21 protein-coding genes are annotated in these 23,915 nt (G+C 63.7%); 8 read left to right on the top strand and 13 right to left on the bottom strand.

Going from position 1 to position 23,915, the window contains the following annotated elements; all coding sequences use genetic code 11:
* Positions 1-74: 74 nt before the first annotated feature.
* Together EJC49_RS15535 and EJC49_RS15530 are read right to left on the bottom strand one after the other, a co-directional pair.
* On the bottom strand, positions 75-998 hold the full coding sequence (locus EJC49_RS15535; RefSeq protein WP_126700850.1) for a TIR domain-containing protein: 924 nt from the start codon (positions 996-998) through the stop codon (positions 75-77).
* A complete protein-coding gene (locus EJC49_RS15530) occupies positions 995-1,693 on the bottom strand; it encodes an adenylate/guanylate cyclase domain-containing protein (RefSeq protein WP_126700849.1) in 699 nt (232 codons plus the stop codon). The genes EJC49_RS15535 and EJC49_RS15530 overlap by 4 nt, the downstream gene beginning before the upstream one ends.
* A 215-nt stretch (positions 1,694-1,908) precedes the next feature.
* Between EJC49_RS15530 and EJC49_RS15525 the strand changes: the two genes are divergently transcribed.
* A complete protein-coding gene (locus tag EJC49_RS15525; protein WP_126700848.1) occupies positions 1,909-2,118 on the top strand; it encodes a hypothetical protein in 210 nt (69 codons plus the stop codon).
* On the opposite strand, the gene EJC49_RS15520 is transcribed toward EJC49_RS15525, so the two are convergent.
* On the bottom strand, positions 2,095-2,445 hold the full coding sequence (locus tag EJC49_RS15520) for a hypothetical protein (protein WP_126700847.1): 351 nt from the start codon (positions 2,443-2,445) through the stop codon (positions 2,095-2,097). The two genes, EJC49_RS15525 and EJC49_RS15520, sit on opposite strands and share 24 nt — an antisense overlap.
* Positions 2,446-2,685: 240 nt before the next feature.
* Here EJC49_RS15520 and EJC49_RS15515 point away from each other — a divergent pair, with 240 nt between their 5' ends.
* Complete coding sequence (locus EJC49_RS15515) at positions 2,686-3,906, top strand: hypothetical protein (RefSeq protein ID WP_126700846.1); 1,221 nt, start codon at positions 2,686-2,688, stop codon at positions 3,904-3,906.
* Here the strand turns inward: EJC49_RS15515 and EJC49_RS15510 are convergent.
* Complete coding sequence (locus EJC49_RS15510) at positions 3,867-5,300, bottom strand: hypothetical protein (RefSeq protein ID WP_126700845.1); 1,434 nt, start codon at positions 5,298-5,300, stop codon at positions 3,867-3,869. The genes EJC49_RS15515 and EJC49_RS15510 overlap by 40 nt on opposite strands.
* Positions 5,301-6,102: 802 nt before the next feature.
* On the opposite strand from EJC49_RS15510, the gene EJC49_RS15505 reads away from it, so the two are divergent.
* The 5 genes from EJC49_RS15505 (at position 6,103) to EJC49_RS26100 (ending at position 12,627) form a co-directional block, all read left to right on the top strand.
* Positions 6,103-6,693: a hypothetical protein gene (locus EJC49_RS15505; RefSeq protein ID WP_148106303.1), complete on the top strand. Its 591-nt coding sequence runs from the start codon at positions 6,103-6,105 to the stop codon at positions 6,691-6,693.
* A gap of 58 nt (positions 6,694-6,751) precedes the next feature.
* Complete coding sequence (locus tag EJC49_RS15500; RefSeq protein WP_126700843.1) at positions 6,752-9,016, top strand: Mu transposase C-terminal domain-containing protein; 2,265 nt, start codon at positions 6,752-6,754, stop codon at positions 9,014-9,016.
* Between the two features lie 77 nt (positions 9,017-9,093).
* Positions 9,094-10,086, top strand: a complete 993-nt coding sequence (locus EJC49_RS15495; RefSeq protein WP_170314732.1) for an ATP-binding protein — start codon at positions 9,094-9,096, stop codon at positions 10,084-10,086.
* Between the two features lie 2 nt (positions 10,087-10,088).
* Positions 10,089-12,071 carry a TniQ family protein gene (locus EJC49_RS26105; RefSeq protein WP_126700841.1) on the top strand — a complete coding sequence of 661 codons (1,983 nt, stop codon included), beginning with the start codon at positions 10,089-10,091 and terminating at the stop codon, positions 12,069-12,071.
* A gap of 253 nt (positions 12,072-12,324) precedes the next feature.
* The gene (locus EJC49_RS26100) at positions 12,325-12,627 is read left to right on the top strand and encodes a DUF2326 domain-containing protein (protein ID WP_245453419.1); all 303 of its coding nucleotides are present in this window, start codon (positions 12,325-12,327) and stop codon (positions 12,625-12,627) included.
* A 149-nt stretch (positions 12,628-12,776) separates the two neighbouring features.
* Here EJC49_RS26100 and EJC49_RS15480 read toward each other — a convergent pair whose 3' ends face one another.
* The 8 genes from EJC49_RS15480 to EJC49_RS15445 form a co-directional block, all read right to left on the bottom strand.
* Positions 12,777-14,699, bottom strand: a complete 1,923-nt coding sequence (locus EJC49_RS15480; RefSeq protein ID WP_126700840.1) for an AAA family ATPase — start codon at positions 14,697-14,699, stop codon at positions 12,777-12,779.
* Positions 14,700-14,745: 46 nt separating this feature from the next.
* Positions 14,746-15,363: a hypothetical protein gene (locus EJC49_RS15475; protein ID WP_126700839.1), complete on the bottom strand. Its 618-nt coding sequence runs from the start codon at positions 15,361-15,363 to the stop codon at positions 14,746-14,748.
* A gap of 123 nt (positions 15,364-15,486) precedes the next feature.
* On the bottom strand, positions 15,487-17,316 hold the full coding sequence (locus tag EJC49_RS15470; protein WP_126700838.1) for an ATP-binding protein: 1,830 nt from the start codon (positions 17,314-17,316) through the stop codon (positions 15,487-15,489).
* A gap of 65 nt (positions 17,317-17,381) precedes the next feature.
* Entirely contained in the window at positions 17,382-17,870 is a 489-nt protein-coding gene (locus EJC49_RS15465; protein WP_126700837.1) for an ABC-three component system middle component 2, read from the bottom strand.
* On the bottom strand, positions 17,867-18,880 hold the full coding sequence (locus tag EJC49_RS15460; RefSeq protein WP_126700836.1) for an ABC-three component system protein: 1,014 nt from the start codon (positions 18,878-18,880) through the stop codon (positions 17,867-17,869). The genes EJC49_RS15465 and EJC49_RS15460 overlap by 4 nt, the downstream gene beginning before the upstream one ends.
* A gap of 285 nt (positions 18,881-19,165) precedes the next feature.
* A complete protein-coding gene (locus tag EJC49_RS15455; RefSeq protein WP_126700835.1) occupies positions 19,166-19,663 on the bottom strand; it encodes a DUF305 domain-containing protein in 498 nt (165 codons plus the stop codon).
* A gap of 1 nt (position 19,664) precedes the next feature.
* On the bottom strand, positions 19,665-20,426 hold the full coding sequence (locus tag EJC49_RS15450; protein WP_210211805.1) for a MauE/DoxX family redox-associated membrane protein: 762 nt from the start codon (positions 20,424-20,426) through the stop codon (positions 19,665-19,667).
* Positions 20,427-20,492: 66 nt separating this feature from the next.
* Positions 20,493-20,687, bottom strand: a complete 195-nt coding sequence (locus EJC49_RS15445; protein ID WP_126700834.1) for a heavy-metal-associated domain-containing protein — start codon at positions 20,685-20,687, stop codon at positions 20,493-20,495.
* Positions 20,688-20,845: 158 nt separating this feature from the next.
* On the opposite strand from EJC49_RS15445, the gene EJC49_RS15440 reads away from it, so the two are divergent.
* Entirely contained in the window at positions 20,846-23,344 is a 2,499-nt protein-coding gene (locus EJC49_RS15440) for a heavy metal translocating P-type ATPase (protein WP_126700833.1), read from the top strand.
* On the opposite strand, the gene EJC49_RS15435 is transcribed toward EJC49_RS15440, so the two are convergent.
* The gene (locus EJC49_RS15435; RefSeq protein WP_126700832.1) at positions 23,335-23,790 is read right to left on the bottom strand and encodes a DUF411 domain-containing protein; all 456 of its coding nucleotides are present in this window, start codon (positions 23,788-23,790) and stop codon (positions 23,335-23,337) included. The genes EJC49_RS15440 and EJC49_RS15435 overlap by 10 nt on opposite strands.
* Positions 23,791-23,915: the final 125 nt, after the last annotated feature.

The following is a 23,915-nucleotide window of genomic DNA, read 5'->3' as shown; positions in this document are numbered from 1 at the left end:
GGCTGTCGCCTGACACTTTAGCGTCGCCAACGTACCGCTGGGTTTCAGTCGAACCTGTTCTGGAGATCGGCACGTCACCCGTTGAATGGTCCGAGATCGAGCATATGGTTTCTAAGCCTGTCGCATGCTGGCGCCATGAGCGCGTTGGCATCCTTTCCCTTCTCGTATCGATAGAGAATCGTGGTGATACCACTCAGATCGCTCGGCAGCCTGACCTTGTCCTCCCTCGGCTCCATCAGGATCGCACGCTGCCTGCCCAGCCTGCCCATGAACATGCCGAGCTCGAACACGACATTGTCCCTGGGAACCGGCCAGTCCTGACCCCTGAACTGCGTGACGTCGTCGCCGTGCGCGACCGCGATCGCGAAGTCGGAATCCTCAACGGCCGCTTCCAGGGCGTCCAACGCGTAGCTCGTCACCCTGAACACGCCGTCCGTCCACAGGACTGACAGGATGGGGTCATGCTCGAACGAGTTCTGCACGATCCGGGCAACCGGAAGGGCCTCAACGGAGGAGATGATAAAAACCCTTATCTTCTCTCGGTAACGGCCGACGAACTTGTTCCGCTCGCGCAGACGACGAGCCAGCGTCTTCGCTATGTGACGGTACATCTCCGGGTATTGCGAGCCCAAATCAGCGAAGTCGCCAGAAGACACCTTGGCAACGACGGCCTCTTCTTCAGCAACAACGGTCGCGGATCGTCGCTGCGTTGGCTCGATCATTGCCATCTCGCCTACATGCTCGCCGCGGCCGCGACCAGCCACGCGCCGGCCGTTGACCACGATCGAGAACGAACCAGCCAGGATCAGATACAGGTCATCGTCGTCGCCGTGCTGTTCGATAAGGGTCCTGTTCTCCCCGACGGCAAGCAGCTCCGCCCGCTCGGCGAGTTCCATGGCAAGGTTGGCGTTCCCGCCGACGATCGCTTGGCCCAGCATCGCTTCGACGCGGTTTGACCGTCCGTACTCTCCGAGGAACCTGTCTATCATCCCGCTCATGAGAACTTTCTCCAGTAGGTCGACGACCAGACTTCATCGTCGTTGTGCTGACTCCATTTCCACTTTCGCCAGATGCTCTCGCCAGCCGGCCCGAGCTTCTGCGCGTCGTTGAGACCGTCATGGACGCGCTTGGTGATCCAGATGGGATATTCCGCATTCAGGGCAGTCAGCTTCGCCGCCAGATTCGCCGCGTTCCCGATCCACACCAAGTCGTTGTCGCCTCGGACGCCCGTTCGTGCTGCCCGGATGGGCGAGGTGTCGATACCGACGATGTGTCGGATCTTGAAGTCGGTCTTCCAGTTCCTCCCGAGTTCCGGCTGAACGAGGTTCTTGACCGCGTAGTTTATCTCCAGGGCGCACGATACGGCCTCGTTGCGCTGTGAATTCGAGATGAAGATACCCATGACCCGGTCGCCGTCGTAGGAGACGATCGATCCGCCGTGCTTCCGGATCAACCGCGACGCGGCATAGAGGAAGGTCTTGTAGACCTCTCCGGAGAACTCCCACTTTTTCTTTTCGACAAGGGAGGTCGACCCATCCAGGTCGGCGTACAGAACTGTCGCCTTTTCGAAATGGACCGCGTCGTTGGAGAGCTTCAGGTCACTGGCTTCCGGCACCACGGTCCCGTCACGGACCTCCCATTTCGTGCCGTAGGTCGCCTTCGCATTGGCGGTGATGTCATCCGCTACGGTCATTGCCGTCCCCGGTGTTCGATTTCCCTCACGCCCCTTCGCCGCAGCCTTGGGCGGGATGCGGCAAGGAATCCTTCGGCAGTTCGGCCGAATTCTTGACTGTAGCGGAAGAATCCTGGAAGTCCCGTGGCCGCTTGGCACGTATATTGTGGACAGCGGAACGTTTTCAGCATCTGCATTCGCGCTGCCTTTGGCATAATGTCCATGGAGACGCAGCTATGTCAGACATAGAACCGGATAATTTCATTTCCGATGCAGAGGAACGCCCCGTCGAGATCAGCGAAGACGGCGAGATCGTCGAGTTCGTCTCCGGTGATCGTCACCACGGTTACCGAGTGACCGGCCCGGACAACCGAGTCAGATGGGCGAAGACGCTTGGAGAGGCGCGGATAGTGCTCGGGGAGCTAAACGGCGGCGACGCTGACTGACGCCAGCGCGGCAGCATAGGCCTCGGCATTGCGAACCCGATGCGGTTTGATCAGTCCTGCCGAACGCAAGTCCTGCAGGATGGGGTCATTCAACTGCAGCATCGCGCCGTCGCCCCATTTCGCCTCGATCGCCAACCCGGCGTCGGCCACCTCTCTCAGGCGGGCGTGGAGCGCGCGACTCGTTTCGAGGGATGACCCCGCAAGGCCGACATACTCCTTCAGCATGACATCTAGCAGCCGCATCGAACCGGCTTCCTCGGCGCGAAGCAGGCATTGCACCTGCTCTTCTTCCGTAACCTTGCGCCGCTTTGTGGCTGGTTTCTCCATGTCGTCTCGCGCTCCTCGTGAACCGACAGGAAGGCTCAGGCGTCGCCACGACGGCGTCAAGCCGAGACAGCATCGACGCGATCGGTTAACTGGATAGCGCCCGCAGGCGGTCGGGCAGCCGCCGAATCCTGCTCGCCCGGAGCCGTGTTGGTCGCCGCCTCTGTCAGCCTTCTTCCAGGACGACCGACTATCGCCCATCACGGCTTTGGGTCGGTCGCAAACCGAACATTTGATAGTCAGGTGAACACTGCCGCTGGGTCCAGGATTCAGCCAAGGCATCAACCACCGAATCCTGATATCATTTATGATGCACTCTTTGGCACCAACCAACAAATCCTCATCCATGAAATGAACCCTCCCGACGACCCCCTTCGGGCGCTCCACGACCCATCCTGCTGGGACGCGGGCCATCCGGTCTCGCAGGCCTTCGAACGGCTAGCAGAGGAGGTCCGGCGAAGGCGAGAGACCGGCATCGGTAGGTTGTCCGCCAAGGCGACCCCGACAGAGGCGGATTTCGAGCGTTCGCGTCTCGCGAGACGCGCTGCAACATTCGCCAGTGGCGAGCCGTCCAGCAATGCGGACCTCGCCTCCATCGGTGCTACAACTTGGGGCAACCCTGTCTCGGCGATCCTTTATGCCGCCGCGCAAGCTACGGCCCACCACATCCTTCGGGATCGAACATTGGACGAGCCAGCCGTCAACTCCGCCGTGCACGAAACCTTGCCGCGACGATTGAGTGATCTGGCTCAAGCTTACAAATTGGCCCGCTGCGGCCTGCCGCCGGGAAAATGCCTCCACGCGGGCTCTGCGAAGATGGAGCGGACCAGGGACCACATGGGTGCCGACCTCGCCCTTGTCGTCGGCGCAAATGTACTGGGGCTGCCGCGCTTTCGCGTCGTCCTCGTCCAAGCCAAGCACGCAGACGGCCACCAGCGCACGTGCGCCGACGTCGGGCGCAACCAAGGCAAGCAACTCGACGATCTGTTGTCGACCGGAATGGGATACTATCTTTTCTATCCTCGGGCCGTAGCCGATGCCGATGGGCGCCATACGCGGCTTCTGCCCGCGCTCCGCAGCGCGCCCGCCGTGTTCGCGGATGTCGCGACCGCGACGGGCGCTTCTAACCGATACATGGTTGGTTGCCATGCCCGCCGTGATGGAACTGTCGATGCCACGGACTTCGCAGAGTTCATCGCCTTGAGCATGGCGAGCGACGAGTTGGGTGTGGGGCGGCTGTTTCCGTGCGCGCAGAGCGCCGCCGCGTCTCTGGTAGTCAAGGGAGAGCCGCTGGTTCCCGAGGTCTTCGCCGTCGATCGGACCGGCAGCCTCTCAGTCCTGGAGTTCCTTGATGCCATGCGGGGCCACGGCTTGGAAACGACCGCTGACGCGCCCTTCACAACGTATGAAGAGCTGAAGGTCGATCACGAACCGGATTTCTCGTCATCGCCGTTGATGAGGTAGTCCGTCTTAAGGCGTCCTAGTCGCCTGCGCCTCAGCAGGCTGCCCGCCCGAAGCATCGCGGTTCCCTCGTCGGCGGAGGAGAGTTCCTCGACCGCGCCCCACCTGTCAGCATCGCGCAAGACTTCTATGACCACCGGTTCGACGTCATTGAAGGTTTCGCGCGGAAGGGAACCCATTGCGAACCAGACGAACGCGTCGACGAGATCGGGTTCCGATACGAGGCTCGAATGCACGAGCCAACGCCAGTGACCCTTGGCACTGCCCTCGAGATATGTCCAAGCCACCTTCTCCGAGGCGATGCCGATGGACAATTCCGAGATACGCTTGAGCAATCGGAGGACCCGGTTGCCGCCCGGCAGCTCGGCGAGCGTCTGGCGGAAGGACTCGTCGAGTTCGACGTATTCCCGAGTTCCTTCTCGCACGATGGCGAAGCGAAGCGCTCGATGGAGCCGCAGCGCGGCATATGCCGCCGCCGAAGGATGCTTGCTCCAAGCCTTGCGGATCGATGCGGTTGAGGCGGCTGCGAAGGCGACTGGCTGGCGGAGTGGTATTTCCTCCAGGTTGGCGAAGCCGAGCAAGAGGTCCTTCGTCCATGCGCCGGAACCGGCAATGGCCTTCAGGAGCGCGTCGTCATCGAGGGTGCGCGCGGACGGCCTGAACCTTTCGCGCCCTGTCAACGTCCGCAACATCATGGCAAGTGTGTCCGTATCGTCGCGGAGGGAGGGGAAGCGGTCAAGAAAGTCGGGGAGGAATGGGGATCCGGACTCGTCCGCGAGACTGCAAGCCAGATCGGAGCGAAGCCCGGGGAGATGTCGCTCCGGATTCCTGGCGAGGTAGGAATCGAATCTTTCCACATCACCCGACATCCCGTCCCTCAACCTGTATAAGCCGAATGGAATGGAAGCGAATGCGTCGACGACCCTGTCGGTGGGGAGAGAGAGAGCTTGCCAATAGTGGATCTTGTCATCGGCAAAACGGAGGTGCGTGCCGGATAGGAAACTTGCGAGTTTACCGGGTTCGCCTAGAATCTCCTTGGCAGTGCCATCCAGAAGCAAGCCAGCGCGCCTTTCCAGGTACCCCGTCATGCAATCAGCTAGCTCGGACCGTTGAATGGCGGCGACTGCATCGGCAACGTCCGAGCAAAGACTCGCAAAAGAAGGCGTCGGCACGTAGTGGAGCCAGATCATTGCCTCACGCGCGTCACGTCCTGGGGTCCAGTTCCGAAACAACCGGCGACTAGCCTCTAGCTCGACTGCCAGTTCGGTACCGTCGATGCCCGCTTGAGCAAGCCAAGCGTCCAGGCGATCCCCGTCGGTACCAGACAGGTCTGTCGGGAGCCCTCTCTCGAAGGCCGCGGTGAGGTCGGCCTTGCTGCTCAGATCAACTTGTCTCAAATTCATTCTCCAAAGCCCGGCATATCCAAGGATGCATTCGGCGCCATTCTACCGCAAGGCTGCAGCAGCCTGATCTTCGCGCTCGTCTCAGGTCGAGTAAGCTGCCCACGGGTCGCCGAAATTAACCATAACGACGCCATCCGTTTGACGCCGTGTCGCCCGACGCCCTAGTCCTCGCCTGCCAACAGGAACAATTTTATCGATCGGATTCATCTGGAATTCGGATCTGACGTTCATAGAGCCCGTCCGCCCGACTGAGCCGGGCAGCAGAGGAACGATGCGAATGCGTGTGACGAACATATCGACGGTGGTGCGGGAAGTCCGCGAAGCCCTGGCATAAGGCCCGGTATGTTCAGCCGGGAGGACAGCCCCGGCTTTCGGCCCTCCCCCCGATCGATGGGCGGTGCGGCAAGCAGTCCTTGCTCCAGCCTGATGGAAACGGCACGTGGCGAGATGCCCGGTCGATCCGTCGCTGGCGACAGGATTCCTTCCCTCATCCTGCGATCGGACTGTCGATGCGCCTGCTGGCACGCCCGCCAGAAGTCGCCGGCCGCCAGTCAAGGGATACGAACATGCGCTGTCGCAATGTCCTGCTCGCCGAGCGTCTCCAATACCGTAAGCACGGGTTCCACGTTCCGCCAAACGCGTCCTCCGACCACAAGGAGGTCGGCGGCGCTGCCTTGGGCGGGGGCTTATCCATACCGAGGCTGCTCGACGTGACTGGCGCCGCGAAGCCCTGGCGGTCGAAATCGATCCCAGCGTAGCCGACCGCAGGCCGGCGCCGAAGAAGCGCGGGTCCAAGGTGGGATTCGTAGTGGATCCTTATCGGCGCCGGGAAGTGTGGTTCGAAAGCAGCCTCGAGGAATCCGTGGCGGTGTGGCTCCTCACGAGGCCGGACACGCGAGAGGTCAGGGAACAGCAGAAGGTCGCTTACCGCTGTAACGGGCGCGAGCGCTTCCACTACTTCGACTACGTCCTGACGCGGCTGTCCGGCCACAGGACGGCGTATGCCGTCAAGTACAGGAACGACGTGGACGACGAACTACGGGAGACGCTCCGGCTCGTGGCGGAACAGGTCGGTGATCGGTTCGCCGACGAATACCGGATCATCACGGAGAAGGACCTGACCTGCACCCAGATCGAAAACGCTAGGGATATCCTGTCCTACGGTTCCGACTTCGATGCTGAGGGCTGCGCTTCTGTGGCCGAGGCGCTGACGACCCTGCCGCGCTACGTCCGGCTCGGAGCGCTGGGTTCGGCGACCGGCCTGGGAGAGCGCGGATACCGTGCCGCTGTCTCCCTGGTACAGGCGGGCGCCCTCGCCGTGCCTGCGGGGGTACGCCTCGGACCGGAAGCAATCCTCGAGAACCGCCTGTCGGGCGGGCACCGTTAATCCAATCCTCACCGGGAGGCCGGTAAGGCGGAAGGAAAGAAAAAAGCAGGAGGGGGGTATGACTGCAATGAATCCAAGTCTCGTCCGGAGCCGCGAACGGAGTCATCTCTTCGGCAGGCACGACCGGCTCGTCATCGACGGCCAGTCGTTCCGCGTCGACCGCAAAGTGAAGGACACGCATGTGCTTCAGCCGGTCTCCGGCGACCTTATCGCCGAGGATTACTTCGTCTCCAAGACAGACAGCGAGATCAACAAGCTCTTGCGGTCCAAGCGGATCCGCATCGACGAGAGCTACTATTCAAGGACGCTTACGATCCTGCGCGTGCGTCATGACGATTCCGATCTCAGCGACCTTTCGGAAGCCGAGCTAAGGACGGTAGCGTGGAAGACGGAATGGTGCGTCCGCTTCCTGCGGGAGGCTTCCAACCCGGAAGGTCGCTGGAGACCCCGCCGCACCCTGGATGACTACGGCAGGTTCATCGAGATGGCGCGTGACGCCATGGACCGCTGGTACTTCGACCAGTTCGGCGAACGCCGACGCCCGGGCCGACGCCTGCCAGGAGAAGCCCGCAAGCCGTTCGACTATCCGAGTCCTTCAGGCATGAGGAAATGGCTCGGGCAATATCTCGAGGCCAACTGCAGGATGGAGTGCTTCCGCCCGCACTATTCCAACAGCGGCAACCGCAACCAGATCGATCCGAGAGCGGTGCCGGTGATCGCTGCCGCGGTTCAGAAGTACTGCAGCATCCTGCGTCCCAAGATGGCGGACATCTGCGAGGACGTCGAGCTCGCCCTTGAGGACCTGAATTCAAAGCTGCCCGAGCATCGGCGCATCCGCGCGAGCGCGAACGCGGTCCGACGCAGGATCCACGCGATCGATCCGTTCGTCGCCGACGCGGGCCGCCACGGCCCCGACTACGCGTTCCGCAAATACGCCCCCGTGGGCCGCGGAATCGAGGTCATTGAACCCTTCGCCCGGATCGAAATGGACGACTGGGAAAAAGACCTCTTCACGCTCGTCAAGGAATCCACGGTCTGGAAGACGCTGTCCCCTGAAAAGCGGAAGAAGATCCCCCGGGTCCGGTGCAGCATCACGGCGGCCATCGACTGTGCCACTCGGTGCATCGTCGGGTTCAACCTGACCGTGAACAGTCCTTCTACCGCGACGGCCAGATCCGCGCTCCGGTCTATCATGGTCGACAAGACAGCTCTGGCGGAACTCGCCGGAGCGGAGGGCAAATGGGACGTCTACAGCCGTCCGGGGAATGTCGTGACCGACGGCGGACCGGCTTTCGGACATGAGTTCGACGAAGCGGTCCGCAAGTGCGTGTCTGGACGCACCGTGCCGGACCAGGACCCGCGCATGCGCGGCACGGTCGAATCCTTCTTCCGCACCCTCAAGCGCCTGTGCAGATACTTCGCGGGGCGTTCGTTCGCGAACGTGATCGAAAGGGGGGACTATGCCGCGGAGGAGCTAGCGAGCCTTACCGTCGCGGAATTCCACATGGCAATCGTCCGGTTCATCGTGGACCACTATCATCACCGTCCCCATCGTGGCCTCGAAGGCGGCACCCCTTACGGCCGCTGGCTGGAACTTTCGGGGCGGGGGCTCCCGCCTCCGCCTTCCGACCAGCAGATCATGATCGCGTTCGGCCTGACCGCAAAGAAGAGGTCCATCAGCAAACACGGGGTCGAGTTCCTAGGCCTCTCCTACAACTCCATGGAACTCGCGCTGCTGCACGGGCTCGTGGGGCAGGAGCGGGTCGACATGATCGTGGATTCGGAGGATCTCGGCGCCGTACTGGTCCGAATTCCGAAGAAACACCGAGGGCGGATCAGGCAACTGCCCACTGAACAGGAATACCTGATGGTTCCGAGCGTGGACGGCATCGGCGCGGGCAAGACCCTGGTTGACGTGTTGCTCTCGAAAAAGGCGGTACGCGCGTACATCCGGAAGGAACAGGATGCGGGGCGGTCTATCCGCCTGAACGCTCATCGCGATCTGCTCGCCCTGGCCGAGAATGCCCGGAAGGCAGCAGGAATCCCGTCGAACGAACTGACCCAGAAGCAGTTCGACCTCCTGATGGAGGAGATCGAGCGTTCCGCCCGTGCGGGAATGCATGCCGTGGAGCACGGTGAAGTCGAACAGGAGAACGACGACATCGGAGAATTGGTCGCATTGCCCGTACGGCGCCGCGCCTCCTCCGGCGACTCTGGAACCTCTGCCCTGCCCTCGCCTTCGTCCGACCAGCGGATTTCTGATCAAGCTTCGAATCCGACGCCCTTCGGCGGCAGCATGAACCTGTACGGAGCGGATGAATGAGCGCCCCGTCTCAAGAGCGCGACACGCGTGTCGACGACGACATGGGAGTCGCCGTCACGTCTCGAGGGAGCGTCCGGATGTCCGACGACGACTTCCTGGGCATGATCGGGAACCGGCTCAGCGACAAGGAGCGGCGCGTCAAGGAAGTGCTCGAGCGAGTCAAGGAGGTCTACGTGCCCTGTGGGCGCGACTTTATCGCCAAGGAGGTCTTCTCGCGCTTCGTCACCAACCTTCTGGCGAAACGCGACGGCAGGCGCGACGACGGCCGCCTCCTGTTCGTGACGGGTGAAAGCGGTGCGGGAAAGACTTCCGTGGTCGAGCGCATGCTCCGTGAGAACGACACGCTCGCGCCGATCAGGATGTCCTACGGGATGGTCACGCCCGTGATCTCCATCACGCTTATGGGGCCTTCCACACTGAAGTTCCTTGGGCTGAACATCCTCCGGCAGGCTGGGTACGAGATCACACGCAAGTACGAACAGGGCGAGGTGTGGGACGTGCTTCCCGAGCAGTTGCATCTGCGCAGGGTCCTGGTCATCCATATCGATGAGACGCAGCACCTGCTGAAGCTCGCGGAGTCCGACAGGGAGCGGGAGAGCGTGGCGAAGGCGCTGAAAGGCGTGATGAACTACAGGGACTGGCCTGTCAGCTTCGTCATGTCCGGCATGCCGAAGACCGTCGACCTTGCGAAGGTGGACCAGCAGATCGAGAGGCGTGCCCGGTACCTGTCCCTTCCCGACGTCGCCCTTCCCGAGGAGCGGATCCTCGTCGAGAGGATCGTCAACCAGATGTGCGAGGCGGCCGGCATCGACCACAGGGGAGCGCTGTCCGGCGATCTTCCTGAACGCATCGCGCATGCGGCCCGGTACCGCTACGGCCGGATCGCGCAGGTGACCCTCTCAGCGATCGAGCAGGCCGCAATGCGGAATGTCTCGTCGCTCACCCGGGAGCACTTCGCCCTCGCGTATATCGAGCATTCGCAGGCGCGCGGACACGATCAGATGAATCCTTTCCTGGTTGACGACTGGGAGCGCCTCGATCCCGGCTCCTTCCTGATCGAAAACGACTGAACATGAGGACCACCGGGCGGACCGCAAAGCCCCTCGCCTATGCCTATCCGCTCGAAGACCAGGAACCGGCGGCAGGCTTCGCCGCGCGCCTTGCTGCCCTCAACGGCCGCTCCTTGTGGCACTTCCTGCGCGACATGAGCATTCCGCCGCGAGCCTTGGACAAAGGCGTCGCTGCCACCGTGCGGGCTGTCGCCGTGCTGGGGCGGGCCGATCCCGAAGCCCTGTCCCGGTACACGCCCGTCCCGAAGGACACCGGCTTCTACTCGGTGGCAGGCGAAACGATCGGGAGGCTTTCGGTCAGCCGCACCTATTTCCGGTTCTGCGCTCGCTGCGCGCTGGAAGACATGGAAAGGTACGATGGGCCGCCGGCGAGCCGGCCATGGCTTCGGCTGGAGTGGACACTGTCCCATTTCAGGTCCTGCGGGAAACACAAGATCCTCCTTTCAGCGGTCCAGCCTGTCCGCAGGCCGTTCGCGCCGTTCGACTTCAGCGGCACGATGCATGAGCTGCTCTCAAACCTTCCGCAGCTGAGGGAAGATGCCTCCGCGGCCGATGCTTCTCCTTTCCAAAACTGGCTTCAAGATCGACTTCGCGGCGTTCGTTCGACCGCGAACTGGCTGGACGACATGCCCCTGTACGCGGCCGCGGCCTTCTGCGAGGCGCTGGGGATTTCATCCCTACACGAGCCGAAGGTCAGGACTGCCTCACTGTCGACGAACGACTGGGCGGCAGCGGCTGACGAGGGATACCGTGTGGCCAGCGCCGGAGAGGAATCCGTCAAGGTGCTCCTCGGTCGGCTGAACGAGGCCCAGTCTTCAACCCGCGGCTTCTGGGGGCCGAGAGACACCTACGGCTATGCATATGGCCTCCTCCAGAAAACGGTCGGTGACCCGGCATACGGAAAGCTGCGGGACGCGGTTCGCCGCTTCGCGCTGGAAACAATGCCGATCGAGCCGGGAACCGACGTTCTTGGGGAAACGGCCGGGCAGCGGCAGGTTCATACGGTCCGCACCGCGTCGCGTGACTCCGGAATGCATGCCCTTACCATCCGCCGCCTGTTCAAGCGGATGGGCGTCGAGGGGGCGGAGGATCAGTCCGGCCTCATGGACCATCGTGTCCTCGTAAAATCCGAGGAGATCCATCGCGTCGTCTCGGAATTGAGGGATGCGATCACGGCTCCCCAGGTCGAGAAACTCCTCGGCGTCCCCAGGCTACATCTCAAGGAGCTCGTCGCGCGGGGATACCTTCACGCGCTGGCAGGAACGGGCTCGAGGCGTAACGCGAAGCGTCGTTTCTCGAAGGCCGATGTCGAGCGCCTGCGAGTCAGGTTCTTCGAAGATGCCCGCGAGGTAGAGAAGCCCGCATTGCGTCAGTTGGATGTGGTCGGCACCCGTCGTGCCGCGACCTGTTCAATTCCCGACCTCCTTGAAATGATCTTCTCAGGGAAACTGCATTGGAAGGGAAGGCTGGCAGGCAGACACGACTACATGGCGCTGCTTCTCGACGCCGACGAGGTGACGGCTTTGGTTCGCTCGCGGGAAACGAGAGCCGGACTGACGAAGCAGGAAGCGGAGACCTTCATCCCAGGCGCGCATGGAGACGCGGTCTGTGCGCTTATCCGTTCGGGACATCTCCGCACCGAGGAGGAATTCAATCCGGAGGCGCGCAGGATGACGACGGTCGTTACGAGGGCGAGCGCGGAAGCGTTCAGGTCTTCTTTCGTCACCCTCGGCGAACTCTGCCAGGAGAGCGGTCTTCATCACAAGAAGGTGCGGTTGCTTTTGCGTATCGCAGCGATCGAAGCCGTTCTTGATCCAGAGTCCTTCGGCACCTTTTTCTACTGTCGCGACGATGTCAGGCGTGCCGTCGCGGCCGATCCGGCTTTCTGGGCTTACGAGAAATCGACTGCCCAGAAGAAGGCGAAAGCCGTTCGCAACGGGCATCAACGCGTCAGCCCGGCTACCCCTGCGCCGGGCGCTGCCTAGAGGTCGACTTGGCTATCCTTACAAGCAGGAGAAATCTCCGGTATGGCTCCCCCCGGAATCGGTCGTGGACCGAATGCATCCGCCTCGATGTTCGAGGGAAGAGTCGAAGACGCGCGGCATCCCAAAAAGGGTCGGGGCATCTGCGGATAGCGCAGATGCCCCGGGAATGTTTAGACTCTTCCGGCGTCCATCGCTGGATTCCGCTTCATCGAAATGTCGCCACCGGACGAGTGGTTTGAATACTAGCGTGAACATGGAAATCTTCGCGATGGACTACGCCATCCTGAAGGTAGCTTCGAGCCGATTCGGCGGCCCGGGCTTCCTCATCCACGACAGCCACCTGTTCGATGGCGTGGATGCGAGACAGGTCGCGTCGGCCATCGAGATCGGGGCACAGCTCGCCGCAGAAGAAGGTGTTCAATACATCGTGACGATGAACAGCGACAAGTTCGACGGCCTCCCGCTGTCCGAGGGGTCGCCGATCCGTTCGCACGTCCTCCCGGTTGTCCTGGAGGACACCCCTGAAGGAGGCCTGTTCGGATTCAGGTTCGAATAGCGGCACCGGGACGGAACTGAGCGTCGCCGTGGCGCAGCCCCGGACAACAGGGTCAACTGCTCCCTGTGGGTCGCCACGTGACCCTGTGCCCTTGGGCCTCTTGCCGCTCAATCGATACGTCCACGGCCGCACGCTGAGATCGCTACACGCTAAATGACAGGGGATTCCGGCGCGGCGAGGCCGGACGCGGTCAAGGCTTCCCCCACGAGCAACCGCGCGGCAACGGCTTCGATCCTACCGAGACCTGCTCGGTCAAGGATGTCCTTTGCCCGTCGCTTCTCCTCCTGCAGCACTCGCTCGACACGCAACTGGAGCGCCTGGCTGGCCTCCAGCGCCGCAAGCAACTGGCGAGGATCCGGCGGCGACAGGAAGGTGAGCCCGACCCCGAGCCCGTAGGAAGCCTCCAGTGTCGCCGCAGCGATAGTGGCGGTGAACAGGTCCGATCCCGGACCGCCACCGGCCCCGGACGAAGCGGTGCCGAACACCATCTCCTCGGCGGCCATACCCGCAAGCAGGACGGCGATCCGGTTCCGGAACCATGCAGGCGTCTTCAACATGGACCCCTCGTCGGCGAACACCGTCCTGCCGCCCAGTCCGGTCCGGGCATCGGCGTCGATCTCGGCCGAAATCGTGACCTCTTCGATGACCCTTCCGAGAGCCACGCCGACGATAGCGTGGCCTGCCTCGTGCACGGCAGCCACGCGGCGCACGTCGTCGGGCAGCCGCGTGCGCGAAGGGAGCGCGCGCCGGATATCCTCTATCGAGACGGGCCCGCGCGCCGCGCGCGCGCTACGGCGCGCGTCCCTTGCCAGCTGTTCCAGCCGGGCGCCCGACCAGCCTTCGGTCCTGCGCGCTGCCTCTGCGAATCCTTCGGAACCGACGTCGGCGCGCAGATGCAGCCTCAGGATGCGCGCCCGCGCCTCCGCGTCCGGCAGCGGAATGGCGATGTGGCGGTCGAGGCGTCCCGGACGACGGATGCCCGCGTCGAGCGCGTCCGGATAGTTGGTCGCGCCGACCACCACCACACCTGCCCTGCCGGCCGCCCCGTCCAGGCATTCGAGGAAGCCGTTGATGACCTCGCGGCAGTACTGCTCGTTGTTGCTGCTGACGGCCAGCCGTTCCCGGTCACCGAAGGAATCGACCTCGTCCACGAACAGGATGCACGGGGCCGATTTCATCGCCTCGTCGAACGCCTTGCGCATCGCCTTCAGGAGATCGCCCATGTGGCCCATCGACTGCCATCGGGCCAGGGAGCCGAGGACGATGGCGGTCCCGCACGTCCTGGCCAGGGCGGTTGCGAACGAGGTCTTTCCGCATCCAGGGGGACCCGAAAGCAGGACCCCTCGGTCAACGTCCTCCCATCTGATCCTTCCCGCCTCCCAGTCCTTCAAGTCGACCGCAAGCTGCCGGCCCCAGTCAGCCGCCTCGCCCATGCCAGGCAGGTCGTCGAGCGTCGGGCCTTCCGATGCAGCGGCGGGCTTGCGGGCGTCCGACGCCATGTGGCGCAGGGCCCTCAGCGCGCGGCCGGGCTTTCGTCCGGGCCGGAACGCCTTCGACAGAGATTCAAGCGGATAGCAAGCTGCCTCCTCGGCCTCGGCTTCCGAGAGACGGATGCCGAGGCACTGCCGCGCTGCGCCCGCGATCAGACGCGGCGACGGCGCTCCGATTTCCGCGACAAGATCGGCCACGGCCTCGAATCCGCGCGGCAACAATCCGCGCGACGGTACCAGCACGAAGAGACGTTCCTTAAGCCAGAAGCCGTCCTTCTCGGCCCGCTTGCACTCGTCGTGCGAGGCGAAGACATGGACGCCGACCTGCATCGGCAGCCCGTAAGTGTCGCTGCGGGGCCATGCCAGGCTGCGAAGGGCGAGTTCGAAAGCGAAGAGACTTTCCGTCGGCACGACGATGCCCACGCAAACGGGCATGTCATGCCGCGCCACCTGGGGCACGGAACGTGTGGCGGCCTTCATCTGACCCAGCGCGACCGCCCTCGCAAGGTCCTTCAGTTTCCTCATGTCGTCGGGATCGGCGCCGGACCTGTAGATGGCGCGCCTGCTCAGGATTTTCTGCATGGGGCATCTCGGAAATGGGCAGCGTGTAAGCTGCTGGGTTCGTCGCTCAGGCCGTCCAAGGCCTGACGGAGGTGTTCGGTCCGATCGGCGCGCTGTCGAGGTCGATCGACACGAAGCGGCTCAGCGCCAATGCCGCCAGCCCGGCTATGGGGCGCGTCTCACGAAACGCCGCGAGGCTTTCGGACACGGTGAGCGATCCGTTCTCCTCAAGGCCTGCCAGCAAACGGATGCGGTCTCCCAGAGGGCACTCCCACCGAGCGTAGCGGAGAAGGTCGCGCGCGTTGGCAAGACGGAACCCTTCACGGATGACAGCGGAGGGGACAACGACATAGGCGCAGCCCCGCTCTTCCGCCTCCTGCGAAAGCCAACGGAAGCCGGGTCCATTGCCCGTATCTACGAGCTCATGCCGTCCGCCCCGACGTACCAGGAAGTCTGGCACGTGGCTCTCGTCGTCCCTCGCCAACTCGGCAGGCAGGCATGACCATGCGGAGACCTCGTCATCGACATCGAGAAGGCATGCGAAGTCGCGAGCCAGCTGCGTACGGAATGAAGGCGCGCCTTGGCATCGCACGGTCGGGAATGGCCGGAAGGCGCTTGCCTTCGGCGCGGCTCCCGGCTTCGGAGCCGCCTGACGGGAATTCTGATGTCGGGAAAGAGCGGCCATCGCCTGCTCCTACGTGCGCGTTCGGACGGACCCGCGCGGCGGCGGGCGGCGAAGCGTTCAGCGTATGAGGAGCGCGGGCGTAAACATGTTGGGTCGAACGAATAGAGAACGAGGACTGCGGCGTCAAGCCTTGTCGCGCGCGCCCTGTGATCTCGCGATAGGCGGGAACAGACCCTGACGACCGACCCCGTTCTCGCCCGAGAACACGTGTACATGCGCGAGTGCGCCGATGCCCTCCGGTGGGTCGGTGTTCTCTATGACAATGAACTGACCGATGTCCTTCAAAGAAGAAAGATGCTCGTAGAACCTGGTGGCCAACGAACTCTGGCTGATCGCTTGTTCGACCTCGTCGGGTGCGCCATAGCGCTCGTAAAGCATCGGTCCGCGATAGGTCAGGAGTGGTGAATCCAGAAACAGAAAGCCAGGATGCGGAAGTGATTTCTGTCGGCAGTACAGGAGCACCGCGACCTTCACCGCGGAATGCAGCAGCGCCTTAACGCCCTTGCCGTTCTGTGTCCGAGGCCAGCCATTTACCTGAATATCGTCTCGGACTGGATCCCACGTGACCGCCTCCACCCCAGGGAACTCCCAGCGGTTCAGCACGTCTGCGACTACCATGGACAGATCGTGGCCGACGTTCGAGGCAATGCCCATCGTGATGCCTTCGGCCTTTTTCCGGGATGCTTTGAACTTCCGGAGGTCGTCTAGCTGTCGCTGGAGGGTATCGCGATTCAGAACCAGTTCTCCCCGGACCCGTTCCCTGTCAGCCCTGGCCTGCAGGGAAACATAGTCGCGCCGGAGCGCGGCTTCGTTGGGCGCATTGGTCTCGATCTGGGCATTCCAGCGTTCGAGGTCTTCGCAGAGCCGCCGTTCCCTTCCCCTCAGCCTCTCGAGCTGCGCCCGGAGGGACACCATCAGCTCGCGCAGGTCCTTCAGGTCGCGCTCCACTTTGGCGATTTCGACGACTGAGGCCTGGTGCTGGCGTTCCAGGTCTCCGGCTTCGTGCACCAGATGCTGGTCGCCCGGTTCAGCGCCGCAGATCGGGCAAGGCTGATCATTGAAGCGCAGGAGGAAATGGCCTCCTTCTTCGATGGCTTTGAGCCTCCTGATATCCGACTGGAACGTCAGCTCGAGATCTCCGTACCGGGCGAGCGAAGTCGCGATCTCGCTCGCCTCGTCCCTCACATCGTCGACGTCGAGGATGGTCTTCCGGCGGTCGGCCCTCAATTGGTCCAGGCCGCGCTGCCGCTCCGCGACCGCCTCGCCGAGATTGAAGAGCGCCTCTTCGTCCAGCAGTCCCTGTTCTCCGGATTCTGCGGAAAACCTGGCAAGCCTCGTGTCCGCATCCGCGATCATGGATTCGAGCAGCTCGATCTTCCCGGCATTCGAGGCCGTCTGCTCGACTGGGGTAGCGACCTTCACGATCGTAGAGTCGTCGGTCCCTGTCATAATGAAGCGGAACGCGTTCTTGTCGGCGCCGGGCTTGGACCGTGAATGCTGCTTCAGCGGCGTGTCGTCGCCAAGCATGCGGCTCTCGGTGACAAGAACGAATGGCATGAAGTGGCGCAGGCTGAAGGTTTCCAGCGATCCCGCCTGGGTGGCGGCAATGGAGGCCCTCTCGATGCCGAGATGGAGAAGAAGCCGTTCCGAAAGCGATTTCCGGGCCTTTCCGTGCTTCTGCTTCAGGGCGTTGGAGCGCAGACCGGCTACCCCGCCTTCATCGGCTGCACCTTCGAACCATTCGATGTCCCCGCCTCTCAGCGAACGCCGGGTCGTCACAACGATCCCGTCGGGTTCGAGGACGAACGACAGAAACACGCTTTCGTAGCCCTCGGACTGGCGGATCCCGTCGAGCTTGCTTCCACCCAGTGCGTAGTCGACGGCCTTCAGGATGTACGACTTGCCCGCGTTCGATCCGCCGTACACGAGCGACAGGCCGTCGCCGAAATCCACGGCTGCAGTCTGCTTCCCGGTCCCGGTGAAGCTGAGCCTCGTGAGGCGTATGGACCGCGCGCGGCTCAAGTCGTCCCTCCCGGCGCTTCCCTCTGCTGGAACTCGATCACCCACCGCTCGATCCGCTGCCGCAGTCCGGCCAGGAAACCGGAATCCTCGTCGTGACTGGCTCGCAGCCACCGCGCCCGGTCGACGAGCTCTCGATTGTAGGGGGAATTGAGGAGGTCGACGAAGCCCGGCGCGTCGTCGCCCGCACGGAAGCACGCGCCGCGGTCGGGATCGGGGACGATGTCGACGAGCCTGATGCGGACCAGCATCTTGATGCCTTCCTCGATCCGTCGCCTGCGCACGTGGTATTCGCTGAAGCTCCCGGCATTGGTGGGGTGCATGTCGGCCGGACCGCCCGCCTGGGAAGTGTGAACGACAAAGTAGTCGAGCAGGCTCAGCTGCTCGCGGTCCAGCTCGATCGGGCTGAACTCGTTCAACACGACGACCGAACGCATCCCCGTCTCGAGGACTCCATTGAACAGGTCTGGCTGGCCGGCCGCGCTCATTTCTTCTTCCACCAAGGCAGCTTCTGTTCGTTCGCGAACACGTGACAGGTTCCCTGCCGAACCATGTGGGTCACCCGGCCGTGCCGCCCGAACAGTCCACCCAAGTTAGCCCTGCCGGCCGCGTCCATCACCGCCCTGACCCGGCCGAGCCCAGTGGACGAACGATAGGATTCATGAACAGCCGACCTGAGGTCCTCGCGGAACGCGTCGATATGCTGGCGTCCGACTTTGTCGGTGAAGTACCGCTCGAACTCGACCGCGTCGAAGTAGCGGCGCCGATGGATCTGGAAATCCTCGCCATGTTCCTCGTGAGCGAGGACGGAAGCCGCATCCGGATAGTCTCGGCCATCGTGTTCGGAGTACACCATCCGCAGCTGCTCGCCATAGTGCTCGGAACGCAGGTCTACGTCCGCCGGGACGACCCCGTAGGGCGCGTCGCCCGGGTCGTCGCCGAACGCTTTTGCGGCCGCGAAGACCACGTTGGGGAGGGTCATGATCCTCGAGCTCTCCCAGGCCTCGACGCAGTTGAAATCGAACTGCTCGATCAACTCCTGGATCGCTGCCGTGAGAGGGATCGAGCCCCCCTTCACGATCCTCCTCGCGCAATGCGTCTCCCAGTTTTGGAGCAGTTCCGCCTTCAGGGCGCTCTTGCGGTCCATGAGCGCCCTGGCGGGAGCAGACAGGTTGCCAGGCACGACAAACACGTATTTGGACGGAAGGATGTAGGCGCCTTCGGACGCATGGTGGAACATCTTCCCGAGTTCGAGGAGAATGTAGTCCGCTCCCAGCGGACGGCGGTACTGTTTGCACTGGAAGTTGTGCCACTCGCCCTCGTGGCGGCGGTCGGTCAGGAAACCGGCGACGTCGCGGCCCTTGTCTCCGGAGCCGCCGTAGCACTCGTGGTCCCTGTAGGTGGCGGTCTCGAGCGAAACGAGGTGGTGGACAAAGATCTCCAGCGTCTTGTCCGACGCGGCCGCAAGTCGGCGAAGGAATGCTTCGTCGAGCGGCATGGCCGATACCTCCCCTCCCCGTGACCCTCCCCCGATTCTACTGCGGGGAACCCTGATTAAGGATTGCACCCAGGCGCCTGTACCGCAAGGCGGGACGGCGAGGCAGGCTCAGCTCATGCGCGTGGGGGCAAGCGGGCTGCGTCTATCCGGCGATGGACGAGCGAAACCAGGGAAAGCAGGAAGCGGCTTGCCTGCGCAATGTCCAAAGGCGGCGTCCGAAGCAATCGGTAAGGCCATAACGTTAGGAGCATCCAGGACCTTATCGATGGTTCGATGCCCAAGAACTCAGCGCAGCCGCGCCGCAATCGCTTCCATCTGGTTAATCTCTTCGCGTTGTGCCTTCGTGATCTCGCCGCAGAGTGTCACGAGTTCAGGATCGGAAAGTTTGGCCTCCCGGCACATCAGGATCGCGCCGGAATGATGCGGGATCATGGATGCGATGAACTGGCGGTCGTCGATGAGAGCCTGCGCGCGCGTCGCCCAGAAGGAGCCTGCCGTCAGGAGCGCGAAGGCGACGTAGAGTGCGACGTTCGCCTGTCGGTTGGGGAACATGCCGGGCATGGTCGCCAGCATGAAGATGCCCATTGGCGCCCACATGGTCACCGCCATGTAGAACATGTTCAGGTTGTTCCTGAAGTCGCCCATGCCGTCGATCATCGTGAACATCACGACGTACATGACGACGAGCCCGAGGATCATGTTCACCCAGAACATGAGGTACGGGCGGCCGTGGCCGCGGTCTTCGTGTTTCCGGTGATCGTGCTCCATCTCAGTCTTCTCCATGTCAGTGCCCCAGGCCCGCGGGCTTGAGGATCATCCAGATGGCCATGCCGACCATCATCAGGTTTTCGGTCAGCGACACGAACCCGAGGGGAACGTTGCTGTCGCCGCCGACGCAGGCGCACTTCAGTTCGCGCTTGTCGACATAGACGGCCTTGAAGACCGATACCGCGCCGATGCCGCCGATGAAGAGCGCGACCGGGACGGATACCCACATCATCGCGCCGGAGACCATGAGCACGCCTGCGAGCCCCTCTGCGAACGGGTAGACCCGTCCATAGGGAACCCAGCGCTGCGCAAGCAGGTCGTAGTTGAGGAACATTGTCGCGAAGCCGTCGACGTCCTTCAGCTTCTGGAGTGCGAGCAGACACATGGCGAAGGCCACGAACCACTCGGCGGCAGCAACGGTCACGAAGCTTCCGTATGCCGACCAACTGGCTGCCAGGGCCATGGCGAACGCCATGCCGAAGAGCGCGATGACGGGCGTGTAGGTGACGGCGTCCTTGTCCTTCACCTCCTTGCCGAGCCAGGCCCGCAGATCGTCGTAGCCGCCTATGCGGCGGCCACCGATGAAGGACTGGGGGGTGGTGTCCACCTTGTGCTCGGACTTGAAGGCATCGGTCTCGGCGCGGGACGTCAGGTGATGGTCCTCGACCTCGAATCCTTCCCGCTTCAGGAGGTCGAGCGCCTTGAGGCCCCAGGGGCAGGTGTGCTCTGGGGTGACCATCCGGTAGAGTTCGGCCTTGCGTGCGGCAGCGGACGACATTCAGGTATCCTTTCATGTTGAAACCGTCCCGCCCCGGATGTTGTTCCGGACGGGACGAGGCGGCGGTCACGCGGCTGAAGCTGGATAGCCGGCGTCGGCGAGCGCCCTGGAGATAGAGTCGGTCGATGCGGAGGATTCGACGGTCACCGTCTTCGTGACGGGATCGGCGTCGACCCTCGCCTTCGGGTCGACGCTTTCGACGGCCTTCGTGACGCTCCGGGCGCAGCCGCCACAGGTCATGTTCTCGATGTGGAATCGCATCCGGGTCTCCTTCGTGGCTTGAGCGGATGCGCCCTTCATCCGGCTTCCAGCATCTGGAAGGTCAAGCGGCTTTTTTCATCGCCTTTGACCTTGACCCTCCAGATGCTGGAAGGCCCATCTGTCGCGGCGACAACGGAATCCGACCTGAAGGAACATCGATGAACGCGCCGCTTCGCCTGACCGAGGGCGTCAGAACTCTTACCATCGCCATCGAGGGCATGACCTGCGCCTCTTGCGTCGGCCGCGTGGAGCGGGCGTTGAAAGCCGTCGATGGCGTCGTCCAAGCCCGGGTGAACCTCGCCACCGAAACGGCGGAGGTCGAGGCAGCGCCGTCGGTCAGCAGGGTGAAGCTGGCTCAGACCGTCGAAGAGGTCGGCTATGGCGTGCCCTCTGCGACCGTCGAGCTTGCCGTCGAAGGCATGACCTGCGCGTCCTGTGTGGGCAGGGTCGAACGGGCGCTTGCCGCCGTCCCGGGCGTGACCACCGCCAGCGTCAACCTGGCGACGGAACGGGCGACGGTCACGGGCATCGCGGACGCCGCGGCCCTGCGCAAGGCGGTCGAGGATGTCGGCTACGATGCCACGGTCATCGGGGCTGCCGGCAGTGGTACTAACGAGATGGAGGCGCGGCGCGATGTTGAGACCGCTGCACTTCGCCGGGATCTCCTCGTCGCAGGAGGCCTGACGGTTCCGCTTTTCGTCCTGGAAATGGGTTCGCACCTCTTCCAGTCCGTCCATGACCTCGTCCACGCGACGCTCGGGATGGAGCGAAGCTGGCAGGTCCAGTTCATCCTCGCGACGCTTGTGCTCGCATTTCCGGGACGGCGCTTCTACGAGAAGGGATTTCCGGCCCTCCTCAGGCTCGCGCCCGACATGAACTCGCTGGTCGCGGTCGGCACGTCGGCGGCCTACATATATTCGGTCGTCGCGACCTTTGCGCCCGGCCTGCTGCCAGCCGGAACCGTGAACGTCTACTTCGAGGCCGCGGCAGTGATCGTCACGCTGATCCTGCTCGGCCGCTACCTGGAGGCGCGCGCGAAGGGCCGCACGTCGCAGGCGATCCGGCGTCTGGCGGGGCTTCAGCCGAAGACGGCGCGGGTAAGGCGCGGACAGGGCAACGTCGAAATCGACATAGCGGAAGTCGTCCCCGGCGACGTGGTCGAGGTTCGCCCTGGCGAGCGCGTGCCCGTCGACGGCGAGGTCGTGTCCGGCGAGAGCTATGTCGACGAATCCATGGTGACGGGCGAGCCCGTGCCCGTGGCCAAGCGGGACGGGAGTCCGGTCACGGGAGGCACGGTGAACCAGACGGGTGCGTTCGAGTTTCGCGCCACTGCGGTAGGAGCCGACACGGTCCTGTCCCGTATCATGCGCATGGTCGAGCAGGCGCAGGGCTCCAAGCTGCCGATCCAGGCCATGGTCGACAAGGTGACCATGTGGTTCGTGCCCGCCGTCATGGGCCTCGCGGCGCTCACCTTTGTCGCCTGGCTCCTGTTGGGACCGGAACCAGCCCTGACCTTCGCTCTGGTCAACGCGGTCGCGGTCCTCATCATCGCCTGTCCCTGCGCCATGGGTCTCGCGACCCCGACCTCCATCATGGTGGGGACCGGCCGCGCCGCCGAGTTGGGCGTGCTGTTCCGGAAGGGCGAAGCGCTGCAGTCGCTGCGGGACGCCCGGGTGATCGCGCTTGACAAGACCGGGACCCTGACCGAGGGGCGGCCGGTCCTGACCGATCTGCGGGCTACGCAAGGATTTCTGGACGATGACGTGCTAGCTCTGGCCGCCGCCGTCGAGGCGAAGTCCGAGCATCCTGTCGCACGCGCCATCGTCGGCGCGGCAGCAGGGCGGGGTCTTGCGGTCCGGGAGGCCGACGGCTTCGACTCCATCACCGGACTGGGGGTCACGGCCACAGTCGCGGGCGAACGCGTCGAAGTGGGCTCCTCACGCTTCATGGATTGGCTCGGACTCGACCCTTCCGCGCTGGACTCAGATGCCAAGCGGCTCGCCGACGAAGGGAAGTCGCCGCTCTACGTCGCCGTGGGCGGCAGGATCGCCGCAGTGATGGCAGTTTCTGACCCTGTGAAGGAATCCACGCCGCAGGCCGTGGCGGCGCTGCATGCGCTTGGCCTGAAGGTCGCGATGGTGACTGGCGACAGCAGGCGCACGGCCGACGCCATCGCCCGAAAGCTCGGCATAGACCACGTTGTCGCCGAGGTCATGCCTGACGGCAAGGTGGCGGCCGTCAGGCAGCTGAAGGTCGAACACGGGGCCGTCGCCTTCGTGGGCGATGGCATCAACGACGCACCCGCGCTCGCCGAAGCCGACGTGGGGATCGCCATCGGCACGGGCACCGACATCGCCATCGAGGCGGCGGATATCGTGCTGATGTCGGGAAGCCTGGAAGGCGTGCCCGCCGCGCTCGCTCTCTCGCGGGCCACGATCCGCAACATCCGCCAGAACCTGTTCTGGGCCTTCGCCTACAACGCGGCGCTCATCCCCGTTGCGGCGGGGGCGCTTTACCCGGCCTACGGGGTCCTGCTTTCACCCGCGCTGGCCGCGGGTGCCATGGCGCTTTCCAGCGTGTTCGTGCTCGGGAACGCGCTGAGGCTCAGGGCGCATGGCCGCAGGGCGGGGGTGGCGTCGACTCCGCCTCAGCGATAGCTGGCGTAGATTTCCGTCGAGCCGTCCCGCTTGAGAAGGAGCACGTCGTACGGATCGGCGTCGGCCATGTCGCCCATGCCCGGCGAACCGTAGGGCATGTCGGGAACCGTCAGCCCGATCGCATCCGGCCGCTCTTCGAGCAGGCGCTTGACCTCGCGCGCGGGCACATGGCCCTCAATGACGTAGCCGTTGATATGTCCCGTGTGGCAGGATGTCTGGCCGGGCTTCAGTCCGGCTTCCACCTTGGCGGCGTTGAGGTCCGCCAGCGGCAGGTCACGCTCGGCGACCGTGAAGCCCGCTTCTCGCATGTGATTGCCCCACGCCACGCAGCATCCGCAAGAGGCGGATTTCAGGACCTTGATCGATCCCGCGGCCCAGGCCGCCTGGCTGATCAGCGCCAGGGCCGTGAAGGCCGCGGCGCGGGCAAGCCTGTTGAATGTCTTCATCGTCCGTCTCCTATCTGAAGAACACGTATTTCACGAGAGCGGCGATCACGAGGGCGGCTACCACGAGGCCGACGAGGCCCCACAGTCCCATGCCCCACATCATGCCGCCGTCCATGCCGTTTTCC

The sequence above is a fragment of the Aquibium carbonis genome, from assembly GCF_003970795.1.
Classification (GTDB): domain Bacteria; phylum Pseudomonadota; class Alphaproteobacteria; order Rhizobiales; family Rhizobiaceae; genus Aquibium; species Aquibium carbonis.
The sequence above is the reverse complement of the archived record's forward strand: the minus strand, read 5'-3'. Positions and strand labels throughout refer to the sequence as shown.